The sequence below is a fragment of the Cutibacterium avidum ATCC 25577 genome, from assembly GCF_000227295.1.
Classification (GTDB): Bacteria; Actinomycetota; Actinomycetes; order Propionibacteriales; family Propionibacteriaceae; genus Cutibacterium; species Cutibacterium avidum.
The window spans coordinates 1,488,487-1,512,362 of the sequence record NZ_JH165054.1 but is presented as its reverse complement, the minus strand read 5'-3'; the positions used below and the strand labels follow the sequence as shown (position 1 = coordinate 1,512,362).

The following is a 23,876-nucleotide window of genomic DNA, read 5'->3' as shown; positions in this document are numbered from 1 at the left end:
GGAAATCGTGTCGATTCTCGGTCACTGATGGGCCTCCTGCCGCGCCTCGGTGTCACGACGCGCGAAGATGCCACGGTCAACGGCCATACGGGTCTGCATCAGGACTTCGGAGAGTGCCTCGAACCGGGCACCTTGCCCAGCCCCCTGGCCGGAGAGCTTACGGGTGTTGACCTCGAGGACGATGTCACCGTTGAACCCGCCAGCCACGGCACGCTCGACGACCTCCCAGGCATGCTGATTCCCCCGGCCGGGCAGAAGATGCTCGTCCTTGAAGGTGCCCGAACCGTCGGTGAGGTGGATGTGACGCAGTCGCGGCCCCCACAGGTCCACGAGCTTTCGCGAGTCCATCTGGGCCGTGGCGGCGTGGGAAAGGTCCAGGACGAGGTGGTCGTAGCTGAGTTTGGTGGGGTCGAATCCCGGCAGGTATGCGGCGAAACGACCCGCTGGGGTACGCCACGGGTACATGTTCTCCACGGCAAAAACCAGTGGGGCGTATTTCTCGTTGAGCTCGGCGATGCCTTCCTCGAACCGGCTCGCATAGTCGCGCTGCCAGCGGAAGGGCGGATGGACGACGATGAGCTTGGAGTCAAGTCGTCCTGCAGCCTCGGCGGCCTTGTCCAGCTTGCCCCAGGAGTCGCCGCCCCACACATTCGGGGTGACGAGCAGGCATGGCGCGTGAATCGACCACACCTTGACGTCGTGTTCTGCCGACAACTCGACGATTCGGTCGACATCAGCGGCAACCGGGTCGATGCCGACCATGAGTTCCACGCCGTCATAACCAATGGCCTTGGCGCGGGCGAAGGCATCGGCCGTCGACTCGGGATAGACCGAGGTCGTCGACAACGTCACCCGAGGAGCACTGGAAGCAACCATGGTCGAGGGTTTGTCAGGTCCGGCACTGTCAGGCACATGCTCAACCTACCTTGTCGGGGTCGACGGCGTGTCACGAGCCAAAGAATGCGCACCCTGTCTACATCCCCTCAAAGCCTCGTTTGGACCCGCTTCATTGCAGCCAACCAGGGGTCGGATTTCATCATGGGAAGGACAAAGGGGACAATACTGCCATGCACGTCGACCATCTCATGTTCGCCGCTGGCCCTGCAGGTCTCGATGAGGATGCCGCTCGCCTCGGCGAAATCCTGGGGGCCTCATTCATCAACGGCGGAGTCCATCCGAGCTTTGGAACCCGCAACCGCATTCTGCCGCTGGTCGGGCCGCGTTACATCGAGGTTGTGGAGGTGCTGGACCACCCCGCAGCCGAGAAGGCCGTCTTCGGTCAGGCCGTGCGCGCACGTCAGGAACAGGGCGGCGGATGGATGGGGTGGGCCGTCTCCGTCGACGATCTCGCCCCCTACGAGAAGCGCCTCGAGCGTGAGTCAGTGCCCGGCAACCGCACCTTCCCCGATGGTCGCCACCTCGAATGGCGCCAGATCGGCATCAAGGGCCTGATGGCTGACCCGCAGCTTCCCTTCTTCATCAAGTGGACCTCCCCAGCCGAACTGCTGCCCTCCAGTCTGAGCGGCAACGTCACCCTCGCCTCGGTCGAGGTGTCCGGATCACGCCAGCGCGTCGAGAACTGGCTGGGAGAGACCATTCCCGACGAGGTCGAGGGCATCACCTTCGACTTCACCAGCCCGAATGGCCACCCCGGCATCGACGCCGTGACCTTCGACACCCCGTCCCACGGACGAGTTCGCATCTGACGTCAAAAAACTGACAGACCCTCCCGGTAGCGTAAGAGACGAAGTCACTACCGGGAGGTTGTCGTGTCCAGGAAACCCGAACCCATGACGAACCCGATCACGAATCGGGGAACGGCTTTCACCCGCGCCGAACGGCTGGAGCACGGGATGATCGGACGGCTTCCGGCAGCCGTCGAGACTCTCGAGCAGCAGGCCCAGCGCTGCTACCGCCAGCTCCAGGGATTCGACCGCAACATTGACCGTTACGCCTTCCTGGAAGAACTCCAGAACCGTAACGAGACCCTTTACTACAAGCTGCTGGTCGATCACCTCGTCGAGTTGCTGCCGGTGATCTACGACCCCACCGTCGGCGAGGCCATCAAGAAGTGGAGTCACGCCTACCGACGCTCCCGCGCGGTCTACCTGTCCGTCGACCACATCGAGGATGTCCGCCCCTCCTTCGAGACCCTCGAGTTGGGACCTGACGACGTCGACCTCCTCGTTGTCTCCGACTCCGAGCAGATACTCGGAATTGGGGACTGGGGAGTCAACGGGACCGACATCTCGATAGGCAAGCTCGCTCTCTACACGGCAGCCGCGGGCATCCGTCCGGAGCGCACCATCGCCGTCAACCTCGACGTCGGCACCGACAACGCATACCTGCTCAACGACCCGTCGTACCTCGGCAATCGTCATGCCCGAGTGCGCGGGGAGCGCTATGACAAACTCATCCACGAGTACCTCGAGGTCGCCAGCGAGCTGTACCCGCACGCCCTGCTGCACTTCGAGGACTTCGGGGCCTCCAACGCCCGTCGGATTCTGGTGCAGAATGCCGGGAGCCATCGCATCTTCAATGACGACATGCAGGGTACGGCAGCCATCGTCCTGGCAGCCGTGATCTCCGGTCTCAAGGTCACCCGACAGACCTTCGCCAGTCAACGTCTGCTGGTGTACGGGGCAGGTACCGCCGGTACCGGAATTGCCGACCAGATCCGGGAGGCCATGGTCAGTGACGGCCTAGGTCAGCAGGAGGCGATCGATCGAATCTGGCTCATCGACCGCAATGGACTGGTCACCGACGACATGGAGAATCTGCCCGATTACCAGGAGCCTTACGCCAAGCCAGCCGATAAGACGCGTCGTTGGGCTCATTCAAACGGGCGTATCGGTCTGATGGAGACGGTCCGGCAGGTTCACCCGACGATCCTCATCGGCACCTCCACCGACCACGACGCCTTCACCCAGCAGGTCGTCGAGGAGATGTGCAAGGGGGTCGAGCGTCCCATCATCCTGCCGTTGTCGAACCCCACCGAGAAGATCGAGGCGGTGCCGGCAGACGTCATCTCATGGTCGGGGGGAAAGGCCCTGGTCTCCACCGGCATCCCGATTGAACCCTTCGAATACGGCGGTGTGCGCTATGAGATCGGACAGGGCAACAATGCCCTCCTCTACCCGGGCCTGGGACTGGGGGTCATCGTCTCGGGAGCCGAGCGAGTGAGCGCCGGCATGATCCTCGCCGCGGCCGAGGCCGTCGCCTCCCAGGTGGACCCGCGTCCGGCGGGAGCATCCCTTCTCCCCGCCGTGGAGAATCTGCGGGCTTCCTCGGCGACGGTCGCAGTGGCGGTCGTCCAGGCCGCGATCGAGGAGGGAATCGCCACGAAACATCCCGACAACGTCGTGCAGGCAGTTCAGGACGCCATGTGGTGGCCGCACTACCCGCCGGTGGCCTGAGGAGAACACCACCGGAACACCACCGGAACACCACCATCGTCGAACCTGTCGGCCCCTGCTGACAGGGTATGAGCCATGGCGAAGAAGACGCAGGCTCCGACATGGGTGTGCACCGAGTGCGGCTGGACGACGTCCAAGTGGGTCGGTCGCTGCGGGGAGTGCCAGACCTGGGGTTCGGTGGTCGAGAGGGGAGCACCGAAGCTCACTGCGGTTGCCTCGTCGACACCCACCTCCAAGGCCGTGCCCATCGGCGAGGTGAGCGAGCAGGCCGCCAACCGTCACCTCACCGGGATCAGCGAGTTGGACCGGGTACTCGGAGGTGGTCTGGTGCCCGGAGCCGTCGTGCTGCTCGCCGGAGAACCAGGAGTTGGAAAATCGACCCTGCTCCTCGACGTCGCTGCCAAATGGGCCAAGGCCGGACGACGCACCCTCTACGTCACAGGTGAGGAGTCGGCGGCACAGGTGAGACTGCGGGCGGGTCGTACGAATTCACTTGCTGACGAACTCTATCTGGCCTCCGAGACCGACCTGGGGACGGTACTGGGACACATCGAGCAGACCGAGCCCTCCCTCATGGTGCTGGACTCGGTTCAGACGGTGGGGACGAGTCAGGCTGACGGCTCCCCCGGCGGGGTCTCCCAGGTGAGGGAGGTCACCGGTGCGCTGGTACGGGTGGCCAAGCGGCGTGGCATGGCCGTCATCATCGTCGGTCACGTCACCAAGGAGGGATCGATCGCCGGTCCACGAACCATGGAGCACCTGGTCGACGTCGTCCTCAACTTCGAGGGTGACCGTCACTCCGGATTCCGCATGGTTCGAGCCGCCAAGAACCGTTACGGCCCGGCCGACGAGGTGGGCTGCTTCGAGATGACCGACAGCGGAATCATGGAGGTACCCGATCCGTCGGGACTGTTCACCTCGGACAATGCCGATCCCCAACCGGGCACCTGCGTGACGGTGACGATGGAGGGTCGCCGTCCCCTGCTCTCGGAGGTGCAGGCGCTGGTGGCCCCATCGGCATCCGAGAAGTACCCGCGGCGCACCACCCATGGGGTCGAGGGCAGCAGGGTCGCCATGATTCTGGCCGTCCTGGAACGCAAGGCAGGCATGCCACTAAGCAACCGGGACGTCTACGTCTCGACGGTGGGTGGGGCCAGGGTGTCGGACCCGTCGGCCGATCTGGCGATCGCGGTGGCAGCGGCCTCGGCTGTTCTCGACGCCAACTTCCCGACGCGAGTCGTGGCCCTGGGAGAGGTCGGACTCGCCGGTGATCTGCGACGTGTCCCTGGCTTGGAAAGACGCGTGGGAGAGGCAGCACGCCTGGGCTTCGATCTCGCCGTCGTGCCACGCAACTCCCGCGAGGCGCACACCAAGGTTCCGACCATGCACGGACTCCATGTCATCGAGGTCGGCAGTGTGGCCGAGGCACTGTCGGTGCTCAACCTGCGTCGGCAGCGCAAGGCGGGCCAGTCATGACGAGCACATCCGAGGTGAGAACTTCGGTGGGTAGAACTAAAGTCGTCTCATGACCGACGCCCAGCCAACCCCCGAGAACGACCGGGAGACGGAGGCCGCACGGGTCCGTCACCTGATGGCCCTGCTCGCCCCCGGCACACCTATTCGGGAGGGACTCAACCGGATCATCAATGGACGTACCGGTGGCCTCATCGTGCTCGGTAATGGTCCGGAGATCGATGAGGTGTGTTCCGGCGGTTTTCCGCTCGACGTCCGGCTCACTCCGCAGGCCCTTCGCGAGCTGTCGAAGATGGACGGCGGGCTGGTCGTCTCGAGCGACCACGAGCGAATCACCGCGGCTGCGGTCCACTTCGTCCCGAATGGCAACCTGCCGACGATGGAGACCGGTACCCGTCACCGCACCGCTGACCGCCTCTCCCAACAAACTGGCACACCGGTGGTCGTCGTCTCGGCGTCGATGTCGGTGATGTCCCTGTTCCTCAATGGCCGCCGTTACCCGATTGAGAGGCCGGAGCAGCTACTGGCTCGCGCCAACCAGGCACTGGCGACCCTGTCGAGTTACCGTGCTCGTCTGGTTGAGGAAGCTGACAACCTCACTATGTTGGAGGTCCGCGACCAGGTCCAAGTCCGTGACGTCGCAGCCGTCGCCCAGCGCGTCGAGATGTGGCGTCGGATCGACGCCGAGGTCCGCGGTTATGTCTCCGCGCTCGGTGTCGAGGGTCGCCTAGTCCAGTTGCAGCGCAACGAGCTGTCCCTCGGGGTGGAGGACCTGGGACGTCTGCTCACCGAGGATTACCGGCCGGACTCCGTCGCCCCGGGCGAGTTCTCCCTGTCCGGTCTGCAGAAGCTTCCCTGGGAGGACCTTCTTGACGTCGCCAAGGTGGCTGGGGCCATCGATCTCGATCCTGTCGAGTACCCCCTCGACGCTCCCATGCAGCCACGCGGACACCGTCAGCTGGCATCGATCACCGATTTGTCGTCCCGGGCGATTCAAGCGATCATCGATCACTTCTCGAACCTGCAGACCCTGGTGTCGGCCTCCACGTCAGAACTTGGCGACGTCAGGGGAGTGGGGCTGAAGCGGGCCCGCGAGATCCGGCAGGGTCTGGAGTCAATCTTCGAGAACGACCAGCGCATCCATCACTTCCACTGACAACGACTTCGGCTCCCAGCTCGCGAGCTGGGAGCCGAAACATGTCATGGGGGCATAAGGGTGTGTGCTGGAGGGTCACTCACTCATCTGCATGATGAACCGATCGCTCGAACCGCCATCAATGTCGACGGTGGCGATGTAGTAGCCACTCCCCAGGTTTTCCTTCGACAGCTTGCACTTGTCGGTGGACCGTTTGGTCGGCCAGGAGACCTTATAGGTCCAAGGATCCTTGGACCTGATCTCACGGATGCCCTTTGGCCCCCAGGAGCCGCAGTCCTCGGTCGACCAGATGCGGTCCGATCCGGAGGTGACGGTGAGGGTCTGCTTCACCTTCTGGGTGTCCCAGCGGCAGTCAGACGAGCTCTTCACCTCCACGGTGAAGGTCTCGGTGTCACCCACCTTGGGCTTCTTGCTGTCTCCCGTGACCTTGACCGTCAGCTGGGACCCTTCGCAGAGTTCGCCAGCGGGCGATGCGGATGGAGATGACGACGCTGATGCGGACGACGTCGCCGGCGGAGATTTCGAGGAGGAAGCGGACTTGCCGGAACTGGCCGAACCCGAGGGAGTCGGAGTCTCCGGGCCCCAGGCGGTGTCAGTCCATGACGGGTTCGGGGTGAAGGACGACGCCGCCGGCGCCGCCGACTTCTTCGAACCGCTCATGAGCTTGGAAACACCCGTGACCACCAAGGCAACGACAATCACCACTGCGATGAGCAGGACCAGACGCCGCACCCAGTAGGTCTGCGGCGATTCCGGTCCCACCGGGTCGGTCAGGCCACGCAAGGGCGCCATCAAGCTCTCATCTGACGGTCGGCCCAGGTCACCGGGGAGACGCGCTCGCCAGTGAAGAAGGGGGTGTCAACGTCAACGTGACGACGAGCCTCGACGTAGCGCAGGTCCTTCATGACGTCGACGACGCGAGCGAGGTCGTCACCCTCCAGGGCGAGAATCCACTCATAGTCCCCCAGGGCGAAGGCGGCCAAGGTGGACGCCTTGACGTCGGAGTTGGCGGCGCCGACCATGCCGTGCTCGCGCAGCATGCGGGAACGGTCAGCAGCCGGAAGCAGGTACCACCCCTTGGAACGGATGAAGGGATAGAAGGCAGCCCAGCGCCGCGGGGCGACTCCGGCGAAGCAGGAGGGCAGGTGAGATTTGTTGAACTCTGCCGGACGGTGAACGCCCACATTCGACCACACCGGATCGAGATGGCGTCCCAGACCGGATCCGCGGAACCGATGGTAGGCGTCCTGCAGGGACGTCGGATTGTCGCTCAACCACCACACCAGCAGGTCGGCGTCCGCGCGCAGACCCGACAGGTCATACCAGCCACGGGTCTCGACGCCGGACTGTCCGACCCACTCGTCGGAGCCCTCGATGAGCTGACGGCGCTCCACATCGTCAGCGGGAAGCGGGGTGGCAACGCTGAATACCGAGTACATCGCCCACTTGCTGGAGGCATTGACCTCCTCCGGGACGACGGCGTAATCACGCGGATCTGTCGGTGCGGTGTAGGAACCGGCGGGGGCCTCGTCGTCGCGAGGTCCCTCAATCACTGAGTTGCTGCTCGAATGGTCAGTCATGGGGATCTCCTTGGTCAGAAGGTCGTAGGGGGAAGGAGCTTCTGGCTCCGGTCCGACGGCCTCAGGGGTGGCGTCAGATCCAGGAACGGTAGCAGGTCTGGGATCGGACAGGACCTCAGGTTCTGGGTGCGCGGCCTCCGCTGCCGTTGCCGTGCCAGTCGATGCCACGGCTGCGACCACCGGCTCGGAAGCCTGCGTCTCGTCAGGCGCAACGACATCACTTCCGGAGATGGCCGGAATGTCCTTGGCATCCACGCAGCGTCGGCAGCATCCGGGGGCACAGGGGGTGGGCCAGGAGGTCGGATTTCCGCCCTCTCCTCGGGCAGCCGCTGCCTGGGTCATGATCAGGCCCACCACGTCGGCGACGAGGGCCGGATGAGCGCCAGCGGTCGCAGCACGAGCAAAGGCCAGCCCGATGTCAGCCGCCGTCTCAGCTGCCTCGTGATCGAGGTCATTGACGACCTCCATGTGATCAGCGACGAAACCGATCGGCGCAACCACGACGGACTTGATCCCCTGCTCCGGAAGGGTGCGCAGGTGGTCATTGATGTCCGGCTCCAGCCAGGGGTCAGTAGGGCGCCCCGACCGCGAGCAATATGCCAGATCCCACTGCGGCATGTTGCCGAAGGCATGACGCACCTGATCAGCAATCTTCTCGCACACCGCCTTGTGCTGGGAGATGTAATCAGTCCCTGGCCGCCCAGCCCCCGACGCCTCCTGCATGGGGTCGGGGATGGAGTGGGTGACGAACACGACTCGGGTGGCCTCGAGCGGGGTCGGCGGGATGCGCATGAAGGACTGCATGAGGGCTTCCGCATTGGCGCGAATGAAACCGGGGGCCTCGTTGAAGGGAGGCACCTTGTCGATCTGCATGTCCGTGATATCGGTCTTGTCGAGGGCCGCAGCAATCTCCTCGCGGTACTGACGGCAACCGGAGTAGCAGGCATATGCGGAGGTGACGACGGCAAGCACTCGACGCACACCATGCTGGTGCATCTCGGGCAGGACGTCATCAAGGAACGGCGAGCCGTTGCGGTTCCCCAGCAGGATCGGGATCCGGACTCCATGCTGGTGAAGCTCATTCTTCAAGGCATTGACGAAGGCGTCCGTCGCCGCGTTGATGGGGCTCACCCCACCGAACCGGTCATAGTGGTGAGCGACCTCGGCCAATCGCTCATCCGGAATGCGACCGTTGGAAACCCTCCTCAGGAAGGGCATGACCTCCTTGGGGGACCGCGGCCCACCGAAAGATGCGACGAGCACCGCGTCGTAAGGAGCCAACGGATCCTTGGGGGCTGCATACGGGTTGACGGTCACGAATTCTTCTCCTCACCTCGGGGCGCCGCATCCGCGGCAAGGTCCTCAACCCGCAGGCCGGTCACCGGGCAGGCCATGCAGTCAGCGTTCGTGAAGGTTGACATGTCGATGACGGGTGCGGCGATCTCGACGTCGATCCCCAACACGTCCGACAACGAGTTGAGCCAGCGATCCCCCAGACCCTTCTCAGAGGCCATCCTGGCTCGTGCCGAGGGGATATGCGCCATGGACGCGGCAAGCCGACGCAAAGAAGCTGCCACCTCGTCGACCGCCACCGATCCCTCTTGAGGCAGGCGCTCAAGCTCGGCGGTGACGAGATCTGAGATGACATCGCGCAGGGCGACAACGGCCGGAGCCATCCGACGACGCTCGAGGTCGATGGCAAGGTGCCGGACCCCGACAGCGACGATGTGCTCGGCGGCGGCGCGTTCGGCCTCAGCAGAGGCGGGAACGGCATGACGAATGGTCTCCAGGTCGATGACCTCAACCCCAGCGGGTATCGGATCCTCGACGTCACCGCTGACGGCCAGATCAAGGACCAGCAGGTCTCGTCCGGCGCGAGCATCCACTGCACGTCGGGCGGCCGGTGCGGAGAGGGCGGGCACGCCCGAGCCACGGCAGGTGACGACGAGGTCAGCCTGTGCCAACGCGGCATCCAGATCGACGGCCTCGGTCACACGGTGCCGGCGAGCGAATCCGGCGGCACGGCCGGAGGCCGAATGGACCTGGATCTCAGTCACGCCGCGGGAGTTCAGCTGGGCGCACGATGCTCCGGCGTAGGAACCGGTTCCCATGACGAGGACGCAAGCCCCGTCGAGGTCCATCTGCTGGGAGACGAGGTCCAGGCCAACGGCCACCACGGTGCGCCCCTCGGCAGCCAGTGCCGTCTCAGTGGCGACATGGCGGGAGGTCTTGAGCGCCTCCTCGACGACGTGGCCGATGATGTACGAAACCGTCTGTTCCTTGCGCGCCTCATTCAAAGCACGCTTCATCTGTCCGGCGACCTCGCGCTCACCGACAACCATCGACTCCAGGCCAGCAGCCACCCGGAACACCCGCCAGACGGCGTCGTTCTCACAGAAGATCTGGGCCGAGTCAGCCAACACCGTCGCCCCCTGGTCGGCGAGACAGGCGCGCAGCGCGGTCTCGTCGAATCCTTGAGCGGCAGAGTCGGGAGAAGTCTCCACGATCAGGCACACTCGGTTGCACGTTGACAACACGAGAGCGCCACGGATCTGGGGATGGTCAGTCAGTGCCAGGCCGAGCCCATCGACCTGCGCGGCAGCCTCGGAAACGACGCCGAGTCCTTGCTCGGCATGATCCACGGTCAAGACACACAATCCCACGAAACGCTATTGAACCATGCGGTTCCGACGAACCCCAGTAGCCGCGAACCTTTCGTCGCACTCGACAACTGCCCCATGAACGGCCTCTCGACGAAGTGAGGCACAATCGAGGTGATGACTGAAACCACCACCTCCACAGCCGATTCACCGCTTCTGCAGGCCATGACCGGGCATCACCCTGCCGTCACCCCGGTTTGGTTCATGCGTCAGGCGGGCCGTTCACTCCCGGAGTACCGCAAGGCCCGCGAGGGCACGACGATGCTCGACTCCTGCCTCAACCCGCAGCTGGCAGCTGAGATCACCTGCCAGCCCGTGCGACGTCACCATGTCGATGGGGCCGTCCTCTACTCCGACATCATGGTGCCGTTGGCCCTGGCTAAGATCGGGGTGCGGATCGAGCCGGGAGTCGGACCGGTTCTCGACGAGCCTGTTCGCACCGCGGACGACGTCGACCGGATAACCCAGCGCGAGCCCGGTGATGCCTCTGCCATCGAAGAGGCTGCCCGCCTGGTGGCGGAAGAACTCGGTGACACCACGCCACTGATTGGTTTCGCCGGCGCCCCGTTCACGATTGCCGCCTACCTGGTGGAGGGCGGGCCCTCCCGTGACCACCTGGCCGCCCGCGCGATGATGCACTCGGATCCGCAAGCCTGGGCCAGGCTCATGGAATGGGTGGCCGACCTGGACGCCGCATTCCTGGCCGCCCAGTTGCGCGGTGGGGCTCGTGCCGTCCAGCTCTTCGACTCCTGGGCCGGGTCGCTGAGCGCCGTCGACTACCGCGCCAGCGTCGCCCCCTTCTCCCAGCGTGCTCTCGCCGACCTCGACCCGAACACCCCTGTGGTGCACTTCGGCGTCAATGCCAGCCATCTGCTCTCCGGGCTGGCCCAGGTGGCCGCGACGGCGTCCCGGTACCCGGTCCTCGGCGTCGACCACCGCATCAGTCTCGACGAGGCCTGCGCCACCCTGATGGTCTCCGGGATGGACATGCCGGTACAGGGCAACATCGACCCGGCCCTGCTCCTCGCCGGTTGGGAACCGCTGGAGACCGCCACCCGCGAAGTCGTCGCGGCTGGACGTCAGGCCCCCGGCCACGTCGTCAACCTGGGCCATGGTGTGCCCGCCGACACCGACCCCGACGTGCTGACGCGACTGGTGGAGCTGGTGCACTCACTGTGAACCACAATTCCGAGGACGTGACGATGAACACCCTTGATCCGCACACCGTGGACGCCGTCGTCATCGGCGGTGGCATGGCCGGACTCGTTGCGGCCTGGCAGCTCACCCAGGAAGGGCTACGCCCCGTGCTGGTGGAATCCCGCGGGTACACCGGGGGCCTGGTGGCTGGGTCGACATTGGCGGGGATCAGCTATGACATCGGCGCCGAGGGGTGGGCCATTCGTCTTCCCGACACCGCCGAGCTGGCCGAGGAACTGGGGGTGACCGTCGAGAAACCGAGGACCGCCCCGTCCTGGGTGTACTTCGACGACGCCTGCTTCGCGATGCCCGGCAATGCCATCCTGGGCATTCCTGCCGATCTGTCGGACCCGGCGGTCGTCATTGCGCTGGGAGCCAAGGAGGCCGCCCGCGCCGCCGCACTCGACCGCGCCCCAATGCCCGACGAACTCCCCCGGGATCTGGGAACCCTGGTGGAGTCACGAATGGGACCGAAGGTGCTGAGGCGACTCGTCACCCCGATCGCCGGTGGTATCCATGCCGCCGATCCGCACCTGCTCTCGGCCGACGTCGTCTCCCCCGGTCTGCGGGCTGCCGCCCAGTCCACCGGGTCCTTGGCTGCCGGCGTGGCCCTGTGCCGTTCCCGGATGCCGGAAGGGCCGGTCGTCGCCTCGGTGGCTGGCGGCATGTTCACCATGCCGGCCGAGCTGCGTCGTCAGGCCGAGGAGGCCGGTGCGAGGATCATGACCCGGGTGGGGGCTCGAAAGCTGACCTGCCATGGTGACCAGTGGCTCGTCGAGACCGCCGACACCTCGCGCAACCCGAATCCGTCCTTGCCTCCTGTCCCTGACGGCGAGGTGCGCACCTTCCTGACCCCGCGGGTCGTCGTCGCCTGTTCTGCCGGTCCTGCCACCGACCTGCTGAGCAGTGTCATCGACGTCTCCGGACCCGAGATGATTCCCGGTGCGCCCATTGGCCACGTCAATCTGGCTCTGCAGGCTCCGGAGCTGGACGACAGCCCGCGTGGAAACGGCATGCTGGTGGCTCCCGGGACGACGAGCGTCAAGGCGAAGGCCCTGACACACATGTCTGCCAAGTGGCCGAGCCTGGGGCAGTCCTGCCCCGACGGACTGCACCTGCTACGGGTCTCCTACGGGCGATCCGGGGAGACGGATGTCGAGCTCAGCGTCGAGCGGGCGCTGGAGGATGCCTCGATCCTGCTCGGTGTGGAATTGTCGTCCAATCAGGTGGTGGACTCCCAGATCATCCACTGGACGGGGTCTCTGGCCCCGACGACTCCGGAGACCAGGGCGTGGCGTGACGGTCTGCACCGCCAGCTCGAGGAGTTGAACCGGTCCGGACGAGGCCGCATCGGTCTGGTCGGGGCATGGGCGTCGGGTTCCGGCATCGCCGCTCTGGTGCCTCAAGCCCGCCACACGGCCCGTCAACTGGTCTGAGAGCAAGGGAAAAGGCGTCGGAACCGAGTGCCACAATGGAGGACATGTCTTCAATCCGTCTGGGAACCCGTGCCAGCACCCTGGCAACCACTCAATCCGAGATGGTCGCAGAGCTGCTGAGATCACAGGGGCTCGACGTCGATCTGGCGACGATCACTACCCACGGTGACACCTCGACGGCCTCCCTGGCGTCGATGGGTGGCATCGGGGTGTTCGCCTCGGCGATCCGCACTGCCCTGCTGGAGGGCTCGGCCGACATCGCCGTCCACTCCTTCAAGGACCTGCCGACCGGACGCCCGCTCGGACTGGCGATTGGTGCCGTCCCTGTCCGCGAGGATCCGCGCGACGCCCTGGTGGCTCGTGACGGTCTCACCCTCGACGAGTTGCCGCAGGGGGCCAGCGTCGGAACCGGTTCGCCGCGGCGAGTGGCCCAACTGTTGGCGGTGCGACCGGACCTGACGATCGTCGACATCCGCGGCAACGTCGACACCCGTCTGGGCCGGGTCAAGGGTCTGGGTCACTACGCCGAAGACAGCGGCAAGGAGGACCTCGACGCCGTCGTGCTGGCTGCCTCAGGACTTGCTCGTCTGGGGCACAGTGACGTCATCACCGAGCTTCTCGACCCGTCGGTCGTGCTGCCGGCTCCGGCCCAGGGAGCCCTGGCCGTCGAGTGTCGGACCGCCGATGTGCATCACGGCAAGCTCGCCAAGGCCCTCGCCAGGATCGACGACTACGGCACGCGGCTGTCGGCCACCGCCGAGCGAGCCGTGCTGTCCCATCTGGAGGCCGGGTGCGCCGCCCCGATCGGCGCGTTGGCCCATCTCGCGCCGACCCCCGGAATGTCCCCAGACGTGTTGACCCTGGACGTGGTTGTGGCTGCGGTCAACGGGTCGCGCACCATTCGGGAACAGGTGAGCGTCGAATTGCCTAAGGAGGTCGAGCCGGCACTGGCCGCGGCGCATACCCTGGGAGTGACGGCCGCCGAGGAGCTGCTGGACGACGGCGCCGCCGATGTTGCAGACCTCAAGGCCACAGGAAGCACTCGATGACCACGAACCCTGCTGATCTCATCAAACCCCCAGTCCTCGTCCCCCGTGACGACTCCCACGACAAGTTCGTGACGACCTTGAAGCAGGCCGGTTACGGGGTCATCCACAAGGCGCTGACCCGGACCGTCGAGCTCCCGGACGCCGATAGGCTCTCCGAGGCCGACCTGTGGCAGGCTGACTGGCTGGTCGTCACCTCGAAGACCACCGTCGGGCTGCTGCCCGATCCACTGCCGAACCCTGACATCAAGGTGGCAGCCGTGGGCGCGGCCACCGCGAGGGCCCTGGAGAAGCGCAGTACTGGCGTCGACTTCGTGCCGGAGGACCACAGTGGGGCCGGTCTGGTCGCCGAATGGCCGGGTGGTGCCGCGAACGTCCTGCTCCCGGTCTCGAAACTGGCCGCCGACACCGTCCCCGAGGGACTGACGAGGGCCGGTTGCACCGTCAATCGGCTCGAGGTGTACACCACCGCTGCCGTTGACGAACTGCCCCAAGTGATCGCTCAGTCCTGGCCGTCGGTCGAGTTCGTCGTCGTCACCGCATCCTCGGTGGGACGTGCTCTGGTCGACCTCGTCGAACCGTTGGGATGGCGCCGTCAGAAGCTCGTCGCACTGGGCAACCCCACCGCAAAGACACTTGAGGAGCTCGACCACCCGGCAGACGCGGTGGCCTCCTCCCCTGCCCCGGAGGCCGTCCTCGAGGCGATCGAGTCCCTGGTCGCCTGATCGACGACCTGTTTGAGAAGGAAGATGATCATGAACCTGTACCTGCCTGATTCCAGCGATCCCCGCATGGCCGGCGTCAAGCCGCTGCCCGAGGGCCTTCGCCCGGTTTCCCGCCCGCGTCGGCTGCGTACCACCGCTGCGATGCGGCGGATGGTTGCCGAGACCCGCGTCGCCCCGGCCCAGTTGATGCTGCCCGTCTTCGTCAAGGAGGGCATCGACTCTCCCGTCGAGATCACCAGCCTGCCCGGCCAGTACCAGCACTCCACCGAGTCGATCAAGGAACTCGCCACCCAGGCAGCCGAGGCCGGTATCAGTGGCATCGACCTGTTCGGCATTCCCGAGCACAAGGACGAGATCGGATCCCAGGCCTGGGATCCCAAGGGCATCCTCAATGCCAGTGTCTCCGCGGTGCGCGAAGCCGTTGGTGACGACCTCGTCATCTGCGCCGATACCTGTCTGGACGAGTTCACCGATCATGGCCACTGCGGGGCCCTGACCCCCGACGGCCGGGTCCACAACGACTCCACCCTGCCGCTCTACGCCGCGATGGCGGTCTCCCAGGCTCGGGCTGGAGCCCACATGGTGTCCCCGTCGGGAATGATGGACGGTCAGATCTCCGTCATCCGCGACGCCCTGGACCGCGAGGGGTTCACCGACGTGTCGATCATGGCCTACTCGGCCAAGTACGCATCCGCCTTCTTCGGGCCCTTCCGCGACGCCGTGGACTGCTCCCTCAAGGGTGACCGCAAGTCCTACCAGCAGGATCCGTCGAACCGTCGTGAAGGCATGCGCGAGACCCTGCTCGACCTGGCCGAGGGGGCCGACCTCGTCATGGTCAAGCCCGCCTCCCACTACCTCGACGTCCTGGCCGACATAGCCGAGATCTCCCAGGTGCCGGTTGCCGCCTACCAGGTCTCCGGCGAGTACGCGATGCTCGAGGCCGCTGCCGCCAACGGTTGGATCGACCGTCGCCGCTGCATCAACGAATCCCTGACCTCGATCGTGCGCGCGGGTGCCGATCTCGTCCTGACCTACTGGGCCATCGAGGCCGCACAAATGTTCCGCGAGGCCTTCTGATCCTTGGTGATCAAGCCCGCCACAAGCCCAAACACCGGAAGGAAGAAATGACCTCCAACGCCGAACTGTTCTCCGCCGCCCAGGCCGTCATTCCCGGCGGGGTGGATTCCCCGGTGCGGGCCTACGGATCGGTGGGCGGGGTTCCCCGCTTCATCGAGAGGGCCCAGGGTCCGTGGATCTGGGACGCCGAAGGCACCCGATACGTGGACCTGGTGTGCACCTGGGGTCCGGCCCTGTTGGGGCATGCCCATCCCGAGGTCGTCTCTGCCGTGCAGGAGGCCGCGTCGAAGGGATTGTCCTTCGGAGCTCCGACCCGCACCGAGACCGAGCTGGCCGACGCGATCATCGAGCGGATGACCCCGGTCGAGAAGGTGCGCTTCGTCTCTACCGGCACTGAGGCGACGATGACGGCAGTTCGACTGGCCCGTGGCGCCACCGGACGCGACGTCATCATCAAGTTCGCCGGAAATTACCACGGTCACTCCGACGCCCTGCTCGCCGCTGCCGGTTCCGGCGTGGCCACTGCTGGTCTGCCGGGTTCGGCTGGTGTCCCGGCCGCCTCGACGGCCGACACCATCGTCGTCGACTACAACGACGTCACGGCCCTGGAGGAAGTGTTCTCCGAGCGGGGCGACCAGATCGCCGCAGTGATCGTCGAGTCCTGCCCGGCCAACATGGGCGTCGTTCCGCCCGAGCCCGGCTTCAATGCCGCGATCCGTCGACTCACCAAGGAGCACGGTACCCTCATGATCACCGACGAGGTGCTCACCGGATTCCGGTGCAGCGCATCGGGCTTCTGGGGTCTGCAGCAGCGCTCCGGCGAGGACTTTGCGCCCGACATCTTCACCTTCGGCAAGGTCGTCGGCGGCGGCATGCCGCTGGCTGCCCTGGGCGGACGCGCCGAGATCATGGACCTGCTGGCACCGACCGGCCCCGTCTACCAGGCCGGGACCCTGTCGGGTAACCCGCTGGCCACCGTCGCCGGGGTCAAAACCTTGCACCTGGCTGACGCCGGTGTGTACCAGCGTCTCGACTCCCGCTCCGAACAGTGGCGAGGTGAGTTGGCTTCCGCTCTCGACGCGGCTGGCGTCTCATACCGTCTGCAGAACGCCGGGAACCTCTTCAGCGTCTTCCTCGGGGTCGAGGAGCCGGTGCGCAACTACGACGATTCCAAGGCCCAGACCGCCGAGGCCTACACCGCCTTCTTCCACGCCATGCTGGAGGCTGGGATCAACCTGCCGCCATCGTGCTTCGAGGCTTGGTTCCTCTCCGACGCCCATGACGACGAGACCTTCGAGGTCTTCCGCAAGGCCCTCCCGAAGGCCGCCGAAGCAGCGGCCAAGATCATCGGCTGAGATCGGAAGATTAGTGCCTGAGATCGGGCTGACCCCGCAGGCCGTCGAGGCCGTCTGCGACTGGTTTGGCGTCCACGGACGAGACCTTCCGTGGCGTCGACCGGAGACCTCCCCGTGGGGAGTGCTCGTCAGCGAGGTGATGAGCCAGCAGACCCCGGTGACGCGTGTCGTCGGTCCGTGGCATGAGTGGATGAATCGGTGGCCGACGCCGGACGATCTGGCCGAGGAGGAGTCGGGGGTCGCCGTCGCCACGTGGGGACGTTTGGGATATCCGCGCCGTGCCCTGCGTCTGCATGCCTGCGCGGTTGCCATCGCCACCGAGCACGATGGGATCGTGCCCAGCAGCTACGACGAGCTCATCGCCCTGCCTGGGATCGGCGACTACACCGCTGCCGCGGTGGTGTCCTTCGCCTTCGGAGGACGCGCAACGGTATTGGACACCAATGTGCGTCGTGTCATCGCACGGGCGGAGTCCGGGATCGCGAACTGTCCGGCCTCAGTGACGAAGGCCGAGCGAGTCGTCGCCGACGCTCTGGTTCCCGGGGAAGAGGCCGAGGCCGCAAAATGGGCGGTGGCCGCCATGGAGCTGGGAGCGCTGGTGTGCACAGCTCGTTCACCACAGTGCGAGATCTGCCCGATCAGTGCCCGGTGCCGGTGGGTGGCTGACGGCAAACCCGACAACGCCCCGGCCCGTCGCGGACAGCCGTGGAAAGGCACGGATCGTCAGTGTCGGGGGGTGATCATGGACGTCGTGCGCAACAGCCCGCACGGAGTAGAGGTTCAGTTGGCTCTTTCTGCCTGGCCCGAACCCGATCAGGCATCGAGGTGCCTCGAGTCCTTGCTTCATGACGGTCTGGTGCATCGCCGTGGGGAGCTGGTGACGCTGTGAAGACGATCGCAGGAAGCGTTGCCGCTGCCCAGGTCATTGCCGGACACATCGGCGCCACGTCAGGGCGGCCAGTTGTTCTCATCGATGGCGGTTCGGGGTCAGGGAAGACGACCCTTGCCGACCGCGTCGCCGAGTTGAGCCCGGATGCCCAGCTCGTCCATGGCGACGACCTCTACCCCGGCTGGACCGGGCTGTCAGCAGTGTGGGACTTGGGCGAGCTCGTCATCAGGAACCGCTACCAACGCTGGGACTGGTACCGGGATCGCTTTGCCGAGGAGGTCAGCCTCGACGCTTATCGTCCCCTTGTGATCGAAGGTTGTGGGGTTCTCACGGCGACGAATGCCAAGCATGCCTCGATGGCTGTGTGGTGTTCCTGCCCCTACGACGCACGCCGCGATCGTGCCCTCGGACGTGACGAGTTCTTCGTCGACTCGTGGGCCATGTGGGCCGCCCAGGAGAGGCTGCACCAGGTTCGTCACCACCCTGAGCACCTCGCTGACGTCGTGGTGGACCTGACCCTCCTCAACCAGTGACGCACCCCGCCTAGCAGCGCTCTACCAGGGCTGTGCTAGGGTTCCTGCAACATTTCATGGATCTCAGGCTTGTGACTTTCGGCAATACCTGATCCACCGGGGGGCACGAGTGCGTCCACCCCGGTATTCCACGTTGCCGGAGGTGCTCATGAATCCATTGGTGCAGTCCTTGGAAAAGGGACTCGTCGTCTCCTGCCAGGCATTACCTGGCGAACCCATGTATTCCGAGAACGGTGGCGTCATGCCTCTGTTCGCAACTGGGGCTGCGCAGAGCGGGGCCATCGGCATTCGCGCCAACTCGGTTCGCGACATCAAGGAGATCCGAGCAGTCGTCCCATTGCCGGTGATCGGCCTGCTCAAGAGGGAATACGACGGTTACGAGCCCTACATCACCCCGGCCCTTGACGACGTCGAGGCGGTCCTGTACGCCGGAGCCGACATCATCGCCTTCGACGCCACCGACCGCATCCATCCAAATGATGTCTCCACGCCCGACCTCATCGCTCAGATTCGCAAAGCCCATCCCACCGCCGTCCTGATGGCCGACATCTCCACCTATGACGAAGCAGTCACGGCCGCGAAGTGCGGAGTCGACCTGGTCGGAACCACCCTCTCCGGTTACACCGCCGCCTCTGCGAACTCACCAGTACCCAACCTCGAGCTGGTGCGTCGTCTGGCTGCGGACCTGTCCATCCCCGTCATCGCGGAGGGCAACATCTCAACCCCTGACCTGGCGGTCGACGCCCTCAACTGCGGAGCCCACGCCGTCGTCGTCGGGGGTGCAATCACCCGTCCTGCCCAGATCTGTACCCGATTCGTCGACGCGATTCGCGCTCGCGCCGCCCAAACCCCCTCGGAGAACTGACATGTTCAAGACCCTGCAGAAGATCGGCAAGGCCTTCATGCTGCCGATCGCCATCCTCCCAGCGGCTGGCCTGTTGCTGGGCATTGGTGGTGCGTTGTCCAACCCCACCACCGTCAAGAGCTACCCCGCTCTCGGCAATCCGATTCTCCAGGACATCTTCCAGGTGATGAGCGCAGCTGGAAGTGTCATCTTCGAGAACCTCGCTCTGCTGCTGTCGATCGGTCTGTGTATCGGCCTGGCGAAACGTGACAAGGGAACTGCCGCGCTCGCGGGCATCACCGGCTTCCTCGTCATGACAGCCACCACCAAGGCGCTCGTTTCGCTCTCGAGCAACCCCGACCGGACGATTGACACCGGCGTCATCGGTTCACTCGTCATCGGTGCCGTCGCCGTGTGGCTCCACAACCGTTACCACAACATTGAGCTGCCAGCCTTCCTCGGCTTCTTCGGCGGCTCGCGCTTCGTCCCGATCGTCACAGCCTTCGCCGGAATCATCATTGGCGCATTTTTCTTCCTGGTATGGCCGCCGGTCCAGGCCGGAATGGTGTCGGCCGGCACCGCGATCGCCGGATGGGGAGTCATCGGCACCTTCTTCTACGGCTTCCTGATGCGTCTGGCAGGCGCCGTTGGTCTGCACCACATGATTTACCCGATGTTCTGGTACACCCCTCTGGGTGGTTCTGAGGTCGTCGCCGGGCAGACTGCCGTCGGTGCCCAGAAGATCTTCTTCGCTCAGCTTGCTGACCCGAACCACGTCGGGCTGTTCACCCATTCGACCAAGTACTTCGCAGGTCGCTTCGCGACCATGATGTTCGGTCTGCCGGGCGCGTGTCTGGCGATGTGGCAGTGTGTGCCGAAGGGACGTCGCGCCAAGTACACCGGCCTGTTCGCCTCGGTGGCCTTCACCTCCTTCCTGACGGGAATCACCGAGCCGATCGAGTACATGTTCCTCTTCGTGGCTCCCCTGCTCTACGTGTTCCACTCCGTCCTGGATGGCATCTCTTTCCTCGTCGCCGACCTCATGAACATCCGCATCGGCAACACCTTCTCCGGTGGCGCAATCGACTACCTGCTGTTCGGCGTCCTGCAGGGTGAGTCCAAGACACACTGGTTGTACGTCCTGCCGATCGGAGCCATCTGGTTCGCCCTCTACTACTTCTCGTTCATGTTCTTCGTCAAGAAGTTCAAGATCGCAACCCCGGGGCACCTCGAGGACACCATGGCTGCGGCCGCGCCGAACGGTGGCAAGTCCAAGGAGAAGCCCGCTGAGAAGTCCGAACGACGAAATGACGGTATTGAGGAGGGAGCGACGCAGATCATCGCCGCCCTGGGTGGCCCTGAGAACATCGAGGATGTCGATGCATGCATCACCCGCCTGCGCGTCTCGGTGAAGACGGCTGACCAAGTCGACAAGGCCAAGCTCAAGAACTTGGGAGCGACCGAGGTCTTCGAGGTCGGCGGCGGCGTCCAAGCCGTCTATGGTGCGAAGGCCGTCCTCTACAAGAACGCCATCAACGCCCAGCTCGGAATCGACGACTGAAAGGCATCGACATGTCCCTCTTCCACAAACGCCACAAGGACGAAACCCTGAAGGTCGCAGTGCCCGTCTCGGGAACCATTCTGGACATCACGGACGTTCCAGACCCAGTCTTCGCCGGCCAGCACATGGGCCCCGGGTTCGCGGTTGACCCGACCTCGGGAGAGTTCACCTCTCCCATCGACGGCGAGGTCACCCTGGTGGCCCCGACCCTGCACGCCGTCGGTCTCAAGGCTGGCAATGGCGCCGAGATCCTCGTGCACATCGGCATCGACACCGTCGAGCTCAAGGGCGACGGGTTCACCGTCCATGTCCATGAGGGCGATACCGTCAGCGTTGGCGACCCGCTCCTGACCGTCGACCTCGACGCCGTCACGCCGCGGGTGCCGTCGATGATCTCTCCCGTGGTCATCACGAATGCGTCCGACTTCACCGTCTCCGAGTGCAGCGACGATCCGGCGGCGGTGCTGACTGTCACCGCAGGATGACGCAGTGCTTCCTCCGGAGCATCCCCTAACCGAGCTCAGCCCCGAGCAGGTCGTCGTCAAGAAGGTCTACAACAACAACGTCCTTCTCGGCGTCGACCGCTCCGGCACGGAGATGGTCGTCAATGCCCGCGGTATCGGTTTTGGCCGACACCGCGGGGAGATCGTCGACGGTACTCTCGGCATCCACCTGCAACCCGAGGAGTGGGTGGCATTTGCGCTGCATTTCATCAACCATCAGTGGGATGGCAAGGGTGTGTCGCGCACCGTGACGATGACTCAGGCGATCTCGGAGGTCTTCACCGAGCTCGAGGAGCTCTGGCAGGTCAAGATCGACCGGTCGTCCATGAGTGCCTCACGATTCGTCACGCATCTTCGTTATCTGTTCGCTCGGGCCGCGGATAACAAGCAGCTCTCCCACATTGACCTGGACATCATGGGTCTCATGTCGGACCGCTATCCGGCAGCCACCTCGGCGGCCCTCACGGTGGCCGAACGTATCTCGACGGCGGTTGGCGACGAGCTGACGAAGGCCGAGATCAACTACATCGCGCTGCACACCAGCCGTCTCTACGGCGAGGTGATGGGTGTGGAGGATTGACCCCCTGGCCACCAGCTCACCCAACTGACCTACTCGATTAGCTCAGAGCAGGTAGTACTTCAGCAGCACCAAGATCACGAGAACGACCAGCAACATTGCCATCCTCGGCCAGGTCTGCGGGGACTTGCCAGCCTGAACGCGCTTGGGATCTTCGAAGAAGATGACTCCACACGCCAGCCCGACGATGAATCCGCCGAGATGGGCCTGCCATGCGATCCCGGAGATGAAGAAGAGCAGTGCCGCATTGATGGCCAGCACGATCCATAGGTCGCGGGTCGACGCCCCGAGCCTGCGCTGCACGATGAGCAGCACTCCGAACAGGCCGAAGATCGCGCCGGATGCGCCGACGACGCCGTCATTCATGTTCGGCAGGAATCTCCCATCACCATGTGGGGAGGCCATCAGGCAGAACAACACTCCTCCGCCCAGACCGGACATCAGGTAGGCGGCGAGAAACCGGGCTCGTCCCAGGAAGGGCTCCAGCGACCGCCCCAAGGCCCACAGGGCGTACATGTTGAAGCCGATGTGGAGGATGCTCAGCGCGTGCCCGAACATCGATGTGACGAATCGCCAGGGCTCGTGGAACCCCTGGAAGGGCGCCAGGACGACGGCGTCGCGGATCTGAGGGCTGACCCACTCCCCGGCCCACACCAGGAAACAGATACCGATGAGGGTCCACGTCACCGCCGGGACGTCACTGCGTCGCTTCACGCGGGCAACAGGCCTGGGAGCTGCCTGCTGGTACGACGCCGAGGGCGCTTCCCACGAGGGATCGACCTCCGCCGAGCGATATGGCTCGGACCCTGGTCTCGACGTCCTTTCTGCGTGCCCGGAGTCTGGCTGCGGAGGCGCCCAGGAGGGTTCGTCATGTTTCGGCTCGTCCTCCCATGAACCCCACTCGTCGGGGCGGGAAAAGTTGTCGGGACGTTGGTTGTTCTGGCTCATCGGCGTCCTGCAAGTGCTAAGGTAATTGACTCGGTGATGGAGGTGTCGCGGAACTCGAACCCGTGATCAAGGAGTTTGGCGGGTTTGACCCTCTGCCCGGAGCACAGCGCCTCATCGACGAGCTGGGACCCGAAGATCATCTTCGCCGCCGGGGTCGGGAAAGGCAGCGCTGACGGCCGGTGCATCGCCTTGGCCAGGGTTTTCGTGAACTCGGCATTGGTGCATGGATTCGGTCCGACGAGGTTGACCGGTCCACTGATGGAATCGTCAGTGAGGATCCGCACCATGGCCGACACATGGTCATGGAGGCTGATCCACGACATGTACTGGCTGCCGTCACCGATCGTGCCGCCCAATCCGAGCCGGAAGAGCGGGCGCTCCTTGCCGAGGATGCCGCCGAACGAGCTCATGACGTGACCGGTACGCAGGGTTGCCACGCGCACTCCCTCGGGAGCGGCGCACGCGGCTGCTTCCCACCGCTGGCAGACCTCGGCCAGGAACCCTTCGCCGGCGGGGTCATTCTCGTCGAGCCATTCATCACCACCAGGGCCGTAATAGCCAACGGCCGATCCGTTGATAAAAATCCGGCAGCGTGGCGAGGATGCCAGGGCTCGCACGATGAGACGAGTCGAGTCGATACGAGATGCCAAAATGCGGGTCTTGCGTTCGTCGGTCCAGCGTCCCCCGGCGATGGGGGCTCCAGCCAGATTCACCACGGCGTCAACATCGTCGAGGAATGGCGGGGCGATGGACAAGGTGTCGAGATCCCACCTGCGGTCAGAGGATTGGATGGCTTCATGACGTGTCAGTGTGACGACGTCATGCCCCTCCTTGCGCAGCCGCTGAACCAGCGCTGTGCCGATGAGACCGGCAAACCCTCCGATGGCAATCTTCATGTGG

22 protein-coding genes are annotated in these 23,876 nt (G+C 65.0%); 16 read left to right on the top strand and 6 right to left on the bottom strand.

Features of this window, described 5'->3' with window-relative positions:
* Nucleotides 1-21 precede the first annotated feature (21 nt).
* Nucleotides 22-852 carry a sugar phosphate isomerase/epimerase family protein gene (locus HMPREF9153_RS06615; RefSeq protein ID WP_036910025.1) on the bottom strand — a complete coding sequence of 277 codons (831 nt, stop codon included), beginning with the start codon at nucleotides 850-852 and terminating at the stop codon, nucleotides 22-24.
* Between the two features lie 215 nt (nucleotides 853-1,067).
* Between HMPREF9153_RS06615 and HMPREF9153_RS06610 the strand changes: the two genes are divergently transcribed.
* From HMPREF9153_RS06610 to disA, 4 genes are all read left to right on the top strand, one after another.
* The gene (locus tag HMPREF9153_RS06610; protein WP_004810516.1) at nucleotides 1,068-1,706 is read left to right on the top strand and encodes a VOC family protein; all 639 of its coding nucleotides are present in this window, start codon (nucleotides 1,068-1,070) and stop codon (nucleotides 1,704-1,706) included.
* Nucleotides 1,707-1,769: 63 nt separating this feature from the next.
* Nucleotides 1,770-3,416 carry an NAD-dependent malic enzyme gene (locus HMPREF9153_RS06605; RefSeq protein WP_004810514.1) on the top strand — a complete coding sequence of 549 codons (1,647 nt, stop codon included), beginning with the start codon at nucleotides 1,770-1,772 and terminating at the stop codon, nucleotides 3,414-3,416.
* Between the two features lie 75 nt (nucleotides 3,417-3,491).
* Nucleotides 3,492-4,892, top strand: a complete 1,401-nt coding sequence (radA, locus tag HMPREF9153_RS06600) for a DNA repair protein RadA (RefSeq protein ID WP_004810510.1) — start codon at nucleotides 3,492-3,494, stop codon at nucleotides 4,890-4,892.
* A gap of 49 nt (nucleotides 4,893-4,941) precedes the next feature.
* Nucleotides 4,942-6,045 carry a DNA integrity scanning diadenylate cyclase DisA gene (gene disA / locus HMPREF9153_RS06595; protein WP_004810507.1) on the top strand — a complete coding sequence of 368 codons (1,104 nt, stop codon included), beginning with the start codon at nucleotides 4,942-4,944 and terminating at the stop codon, nucleotides 6,043-6,045.
* Between the two features lie 75 nt (nucleotides 6,046-6,120).
* On the opposite strand, the gene HMPREF9153_RS12415 is transcribed toward disA, so the two are convergent.
* The 3 genes from HMPREF9153_RS12415 to HMPREF9153_RS06580 form a co-directional block, all read right to left on the bottom strand.
* Nucleotides 6,121-6,483 carry a hypothetical protein gene (locus HMPREF9153_RS12415; protein WP_174266663.1) on the bottom strand — a complete coding sequence of 121 codons (363 nt, stop codon included), beginning with the start codon at nucleotides 6,481-6,483 and terminating at the stop codon, nucleotides 6,121-6,123.
* Between the two features lie 353 nt (nucleotides 6,484-6,836).
* Nucleotides 6,837-8,888, bottom strand: coding sequence for a hydrogen peroxide-dependent heme synthase (hemQ, locus tag HMPREF9153_RS06585; protein ID WP_256998269.1), 2,052 nt, complete (start codon nucleotides 8,886-8,888; stop codon nucleotides 6,837-6,839).
* Nucleotides 8,889-8,938: 50 nt separating this feature from the next.
* Nucleotides 8,939-10,288, bottom strand: a complete 1,350-nt coding sequence (locus HMPREF9153_RS06580; protein ID WP_004810500.1) for a glutamyl-tRNA reductase — start codon at nucleotides 10,286-10,288, stop codon at nucleotides 8,939-8,941.
* 114 nt (nucleotides 10,289-10,402) lie between these two features.
* Between HMPREF9153_RS06580 and hemE the strand changes: the two genes are divergently transcribed.
* The 12 genes from hemE to HMPREF9153_RS06520 all read left to right on the top strand — a co-directional run bounded on the left by hemE (nucleotide 10,403) and on the right by HMPREF9153_RS06520 (nucleotide 22,031).
* Nucleotides 10,403-11,464 carry a uroporphyrinogen decarboxylase gene (gene hemE, locus HMPREF9153_RS06575; RefSeq protein WP_036979679.1) on the top strand — a complete coding sequence of 354 codons (1,062 nt, stop codon included), beginning with the start codon at nucleotides 10,403-10,405 and terminating at the stop codon, nucleotides 11,462-11,464.
* A gap of 23 nt (nucleotides 11,465-11,487) precedes the next feature.
* A complete protein-coding gene (locus HMPREF9153_RS06570) occupies nucleotides 11,488-12,918 on the top strand; it encodes a protoporphyrinogen/coproporphyrinogen oxidase (RefSeq protein WP_023033309.1) in 1,431 nt (476 codons plus the stop codon).
* A gap of 44 nt (nucleotides 12,919-12,962) precedes the next feature.
* Complete coding sequence (hemC, locus tag HMPREF9153_RS06565) at nucleotides 12,963-13,967, top strand: hydroxymethylbilane synthase (RefSeq protein ID WP_174266636.1); 1,005 nt, start codon at nucleotides 12,963-12,965, stop codon at nucleotides 13,965-13,967.
* Nucleotides 13,964-14,689, top strand: coding sequence for a uroporphyrinogen-III synthase (locus tag HMPREF9153_RS06560; RefSeq protein ID WP_004810493.1), 726 nt, complete (start codon nucleotides 13,964-13,966; stop codon nucleotides 14,687-14,689). The genes hemC and HMPREF9153_RS06560 overlap by 4 nt, the downstream gene beginning before the upstream one ends.
* 30 nt (nucleotides 14,690-14,719) lie before the next feature.
* Nucleotides 14,720-15,766 carry a porphobilinogen synthase gene (gene hemB, locus HMPREF9153_RS06555; protein ID WP_015583295.1) on the top strand — a complete coding sequence of 349 codons (1,047 nt, stop codon included), beginning with the start codon at nucleotides 14,720-14,722 and terminating at the stop codon, nucleotides 15,764-15,766.
* A 47-nt stretch (nucleotides 15,767-15,813) separates the two neighbouring features.
* Nucleotides 15,814-17,121 (top strand): glutamate-1-semialdehyde 2,1-aminomutase, encoded by a 1,308-nt coding sequence (hemL, locus tag HMPREF9153_RS06550; protein ID WP_004810489.1) that lies wholly within the window; start codon nucleotides 15,814-15,816, stop codon nucleotides 17,119-17,121.
* A gap of 13 nt (nucleotides 17,122-17,134) precedes the next feature.
* Nucleotides 17,135-18,010: an iron-sulfur binding domain-containing protein gene (locus tag HMPREF9153_RS06545; protein ID WP_004810487.1), complete on the top strand. Its 876-nt coding sequence runs from the start codon at nucleotides 17,135-17,137 to the stop codon at nucleotides 18,008-18,010.
* A 5-nt stretch (nucleotides 18,011-18,015) separates the two neighbouring features.
* Nucleotides 18,016-18,543, top strand: coding sequence for a nucleoside/nucleotide kinase family protein (locus HMPREF9153_RS06540; RefSeq protein WP_238993156.1), 528 nt, complete (start codon nucleotides 18,016-18,018; stop codon nucleotides 18,541-18,543).
* Between the two features lie 148 nt (nucleotides 18,544-18,691).
* Entirely contained in the window at nucleotides 18,692-19,408 is a 717-nt protein-coding gene (locus HMPREF9153_RS06535) for an N-acetylmannosamine-6-phosphate 2-epimerase (RefSeq protein ID WP_004810483.1), read from the top strand.
* Nucleotide 19,409: 1 nt separating this feature from the next.
* Nucleotides 19,410-20,948, top strand: a complete 1,539-nt coding sequence (locus HMPREF9153_RS06530; RefSeq protein WP_004810480.1) for a PTS transporter subunit EIIC — start codon at nucleotides 19,410-19,412, stop codon at nucleotides 20,946-20,948.
* A gap of 11 nt (nucleotides 20,949-20,959) precedes the next feature.
* Complete coding sequence (locus HMPREF9153_RS06525; RefSeq protein WP_004810478.1) at nucleotides 20,960-21,433, top strand: PTS sugar transporter subunit IIA; 474 nt, start codon at nucleotides 20,960-20,962, stop codon at nucleotides 21,431-21,433.
* Nucleotides 21,434-21,437: 4 nt separating this feature from the next.
* The gene (locus HMPREF9153_RS06520; RefSeq protein ID WP_004810476.1) at nucleotides 21,438-22,031 is read left to right on the top strand and encodes a PRD domain-containing protein; all 594 of its coding nucleotides are present in this window, start codon (nucleotides 21,438-21,440) and stop codon (nucleotides 22,029-22,031) included.
* 42 nt (nucleotides 22,032-22,073) lie between these two features.
* Here the strand turns inward: HMPREF9153_RS06520 and HMPREF9153_RS06515 are convergent, their stop codons facing one another.
* On the bottom strand, nucleotides 22,074-22,976 hold the full coding sequence (locus tag HMPREF9153_RS06515) for a rhomboid family intramembrane serine protease (protein WP_004810473.1): 903 nt from the start codon (nucleotides 22,974-22,976) through the stop codon (nucleotides 22,074-22,076).
* A complete protein-coding gene (locus HMPREF9153_RS06510; protein WP_004810470.1) occupies nucleotides 22,973-23,872 on the bottom strand; it encodes a TIGR01777 family oxidoreductase in 900 nt (299 codons plus the stop codon). Before HMPREF9153_RS06510 ends, HMPREF9153_RS06515 begins: the two co-directional genes overlap by 4 nt.
* Between the last annotated feature and the right edge of the window lie 4 nt (nucleotides 23,873-23,876).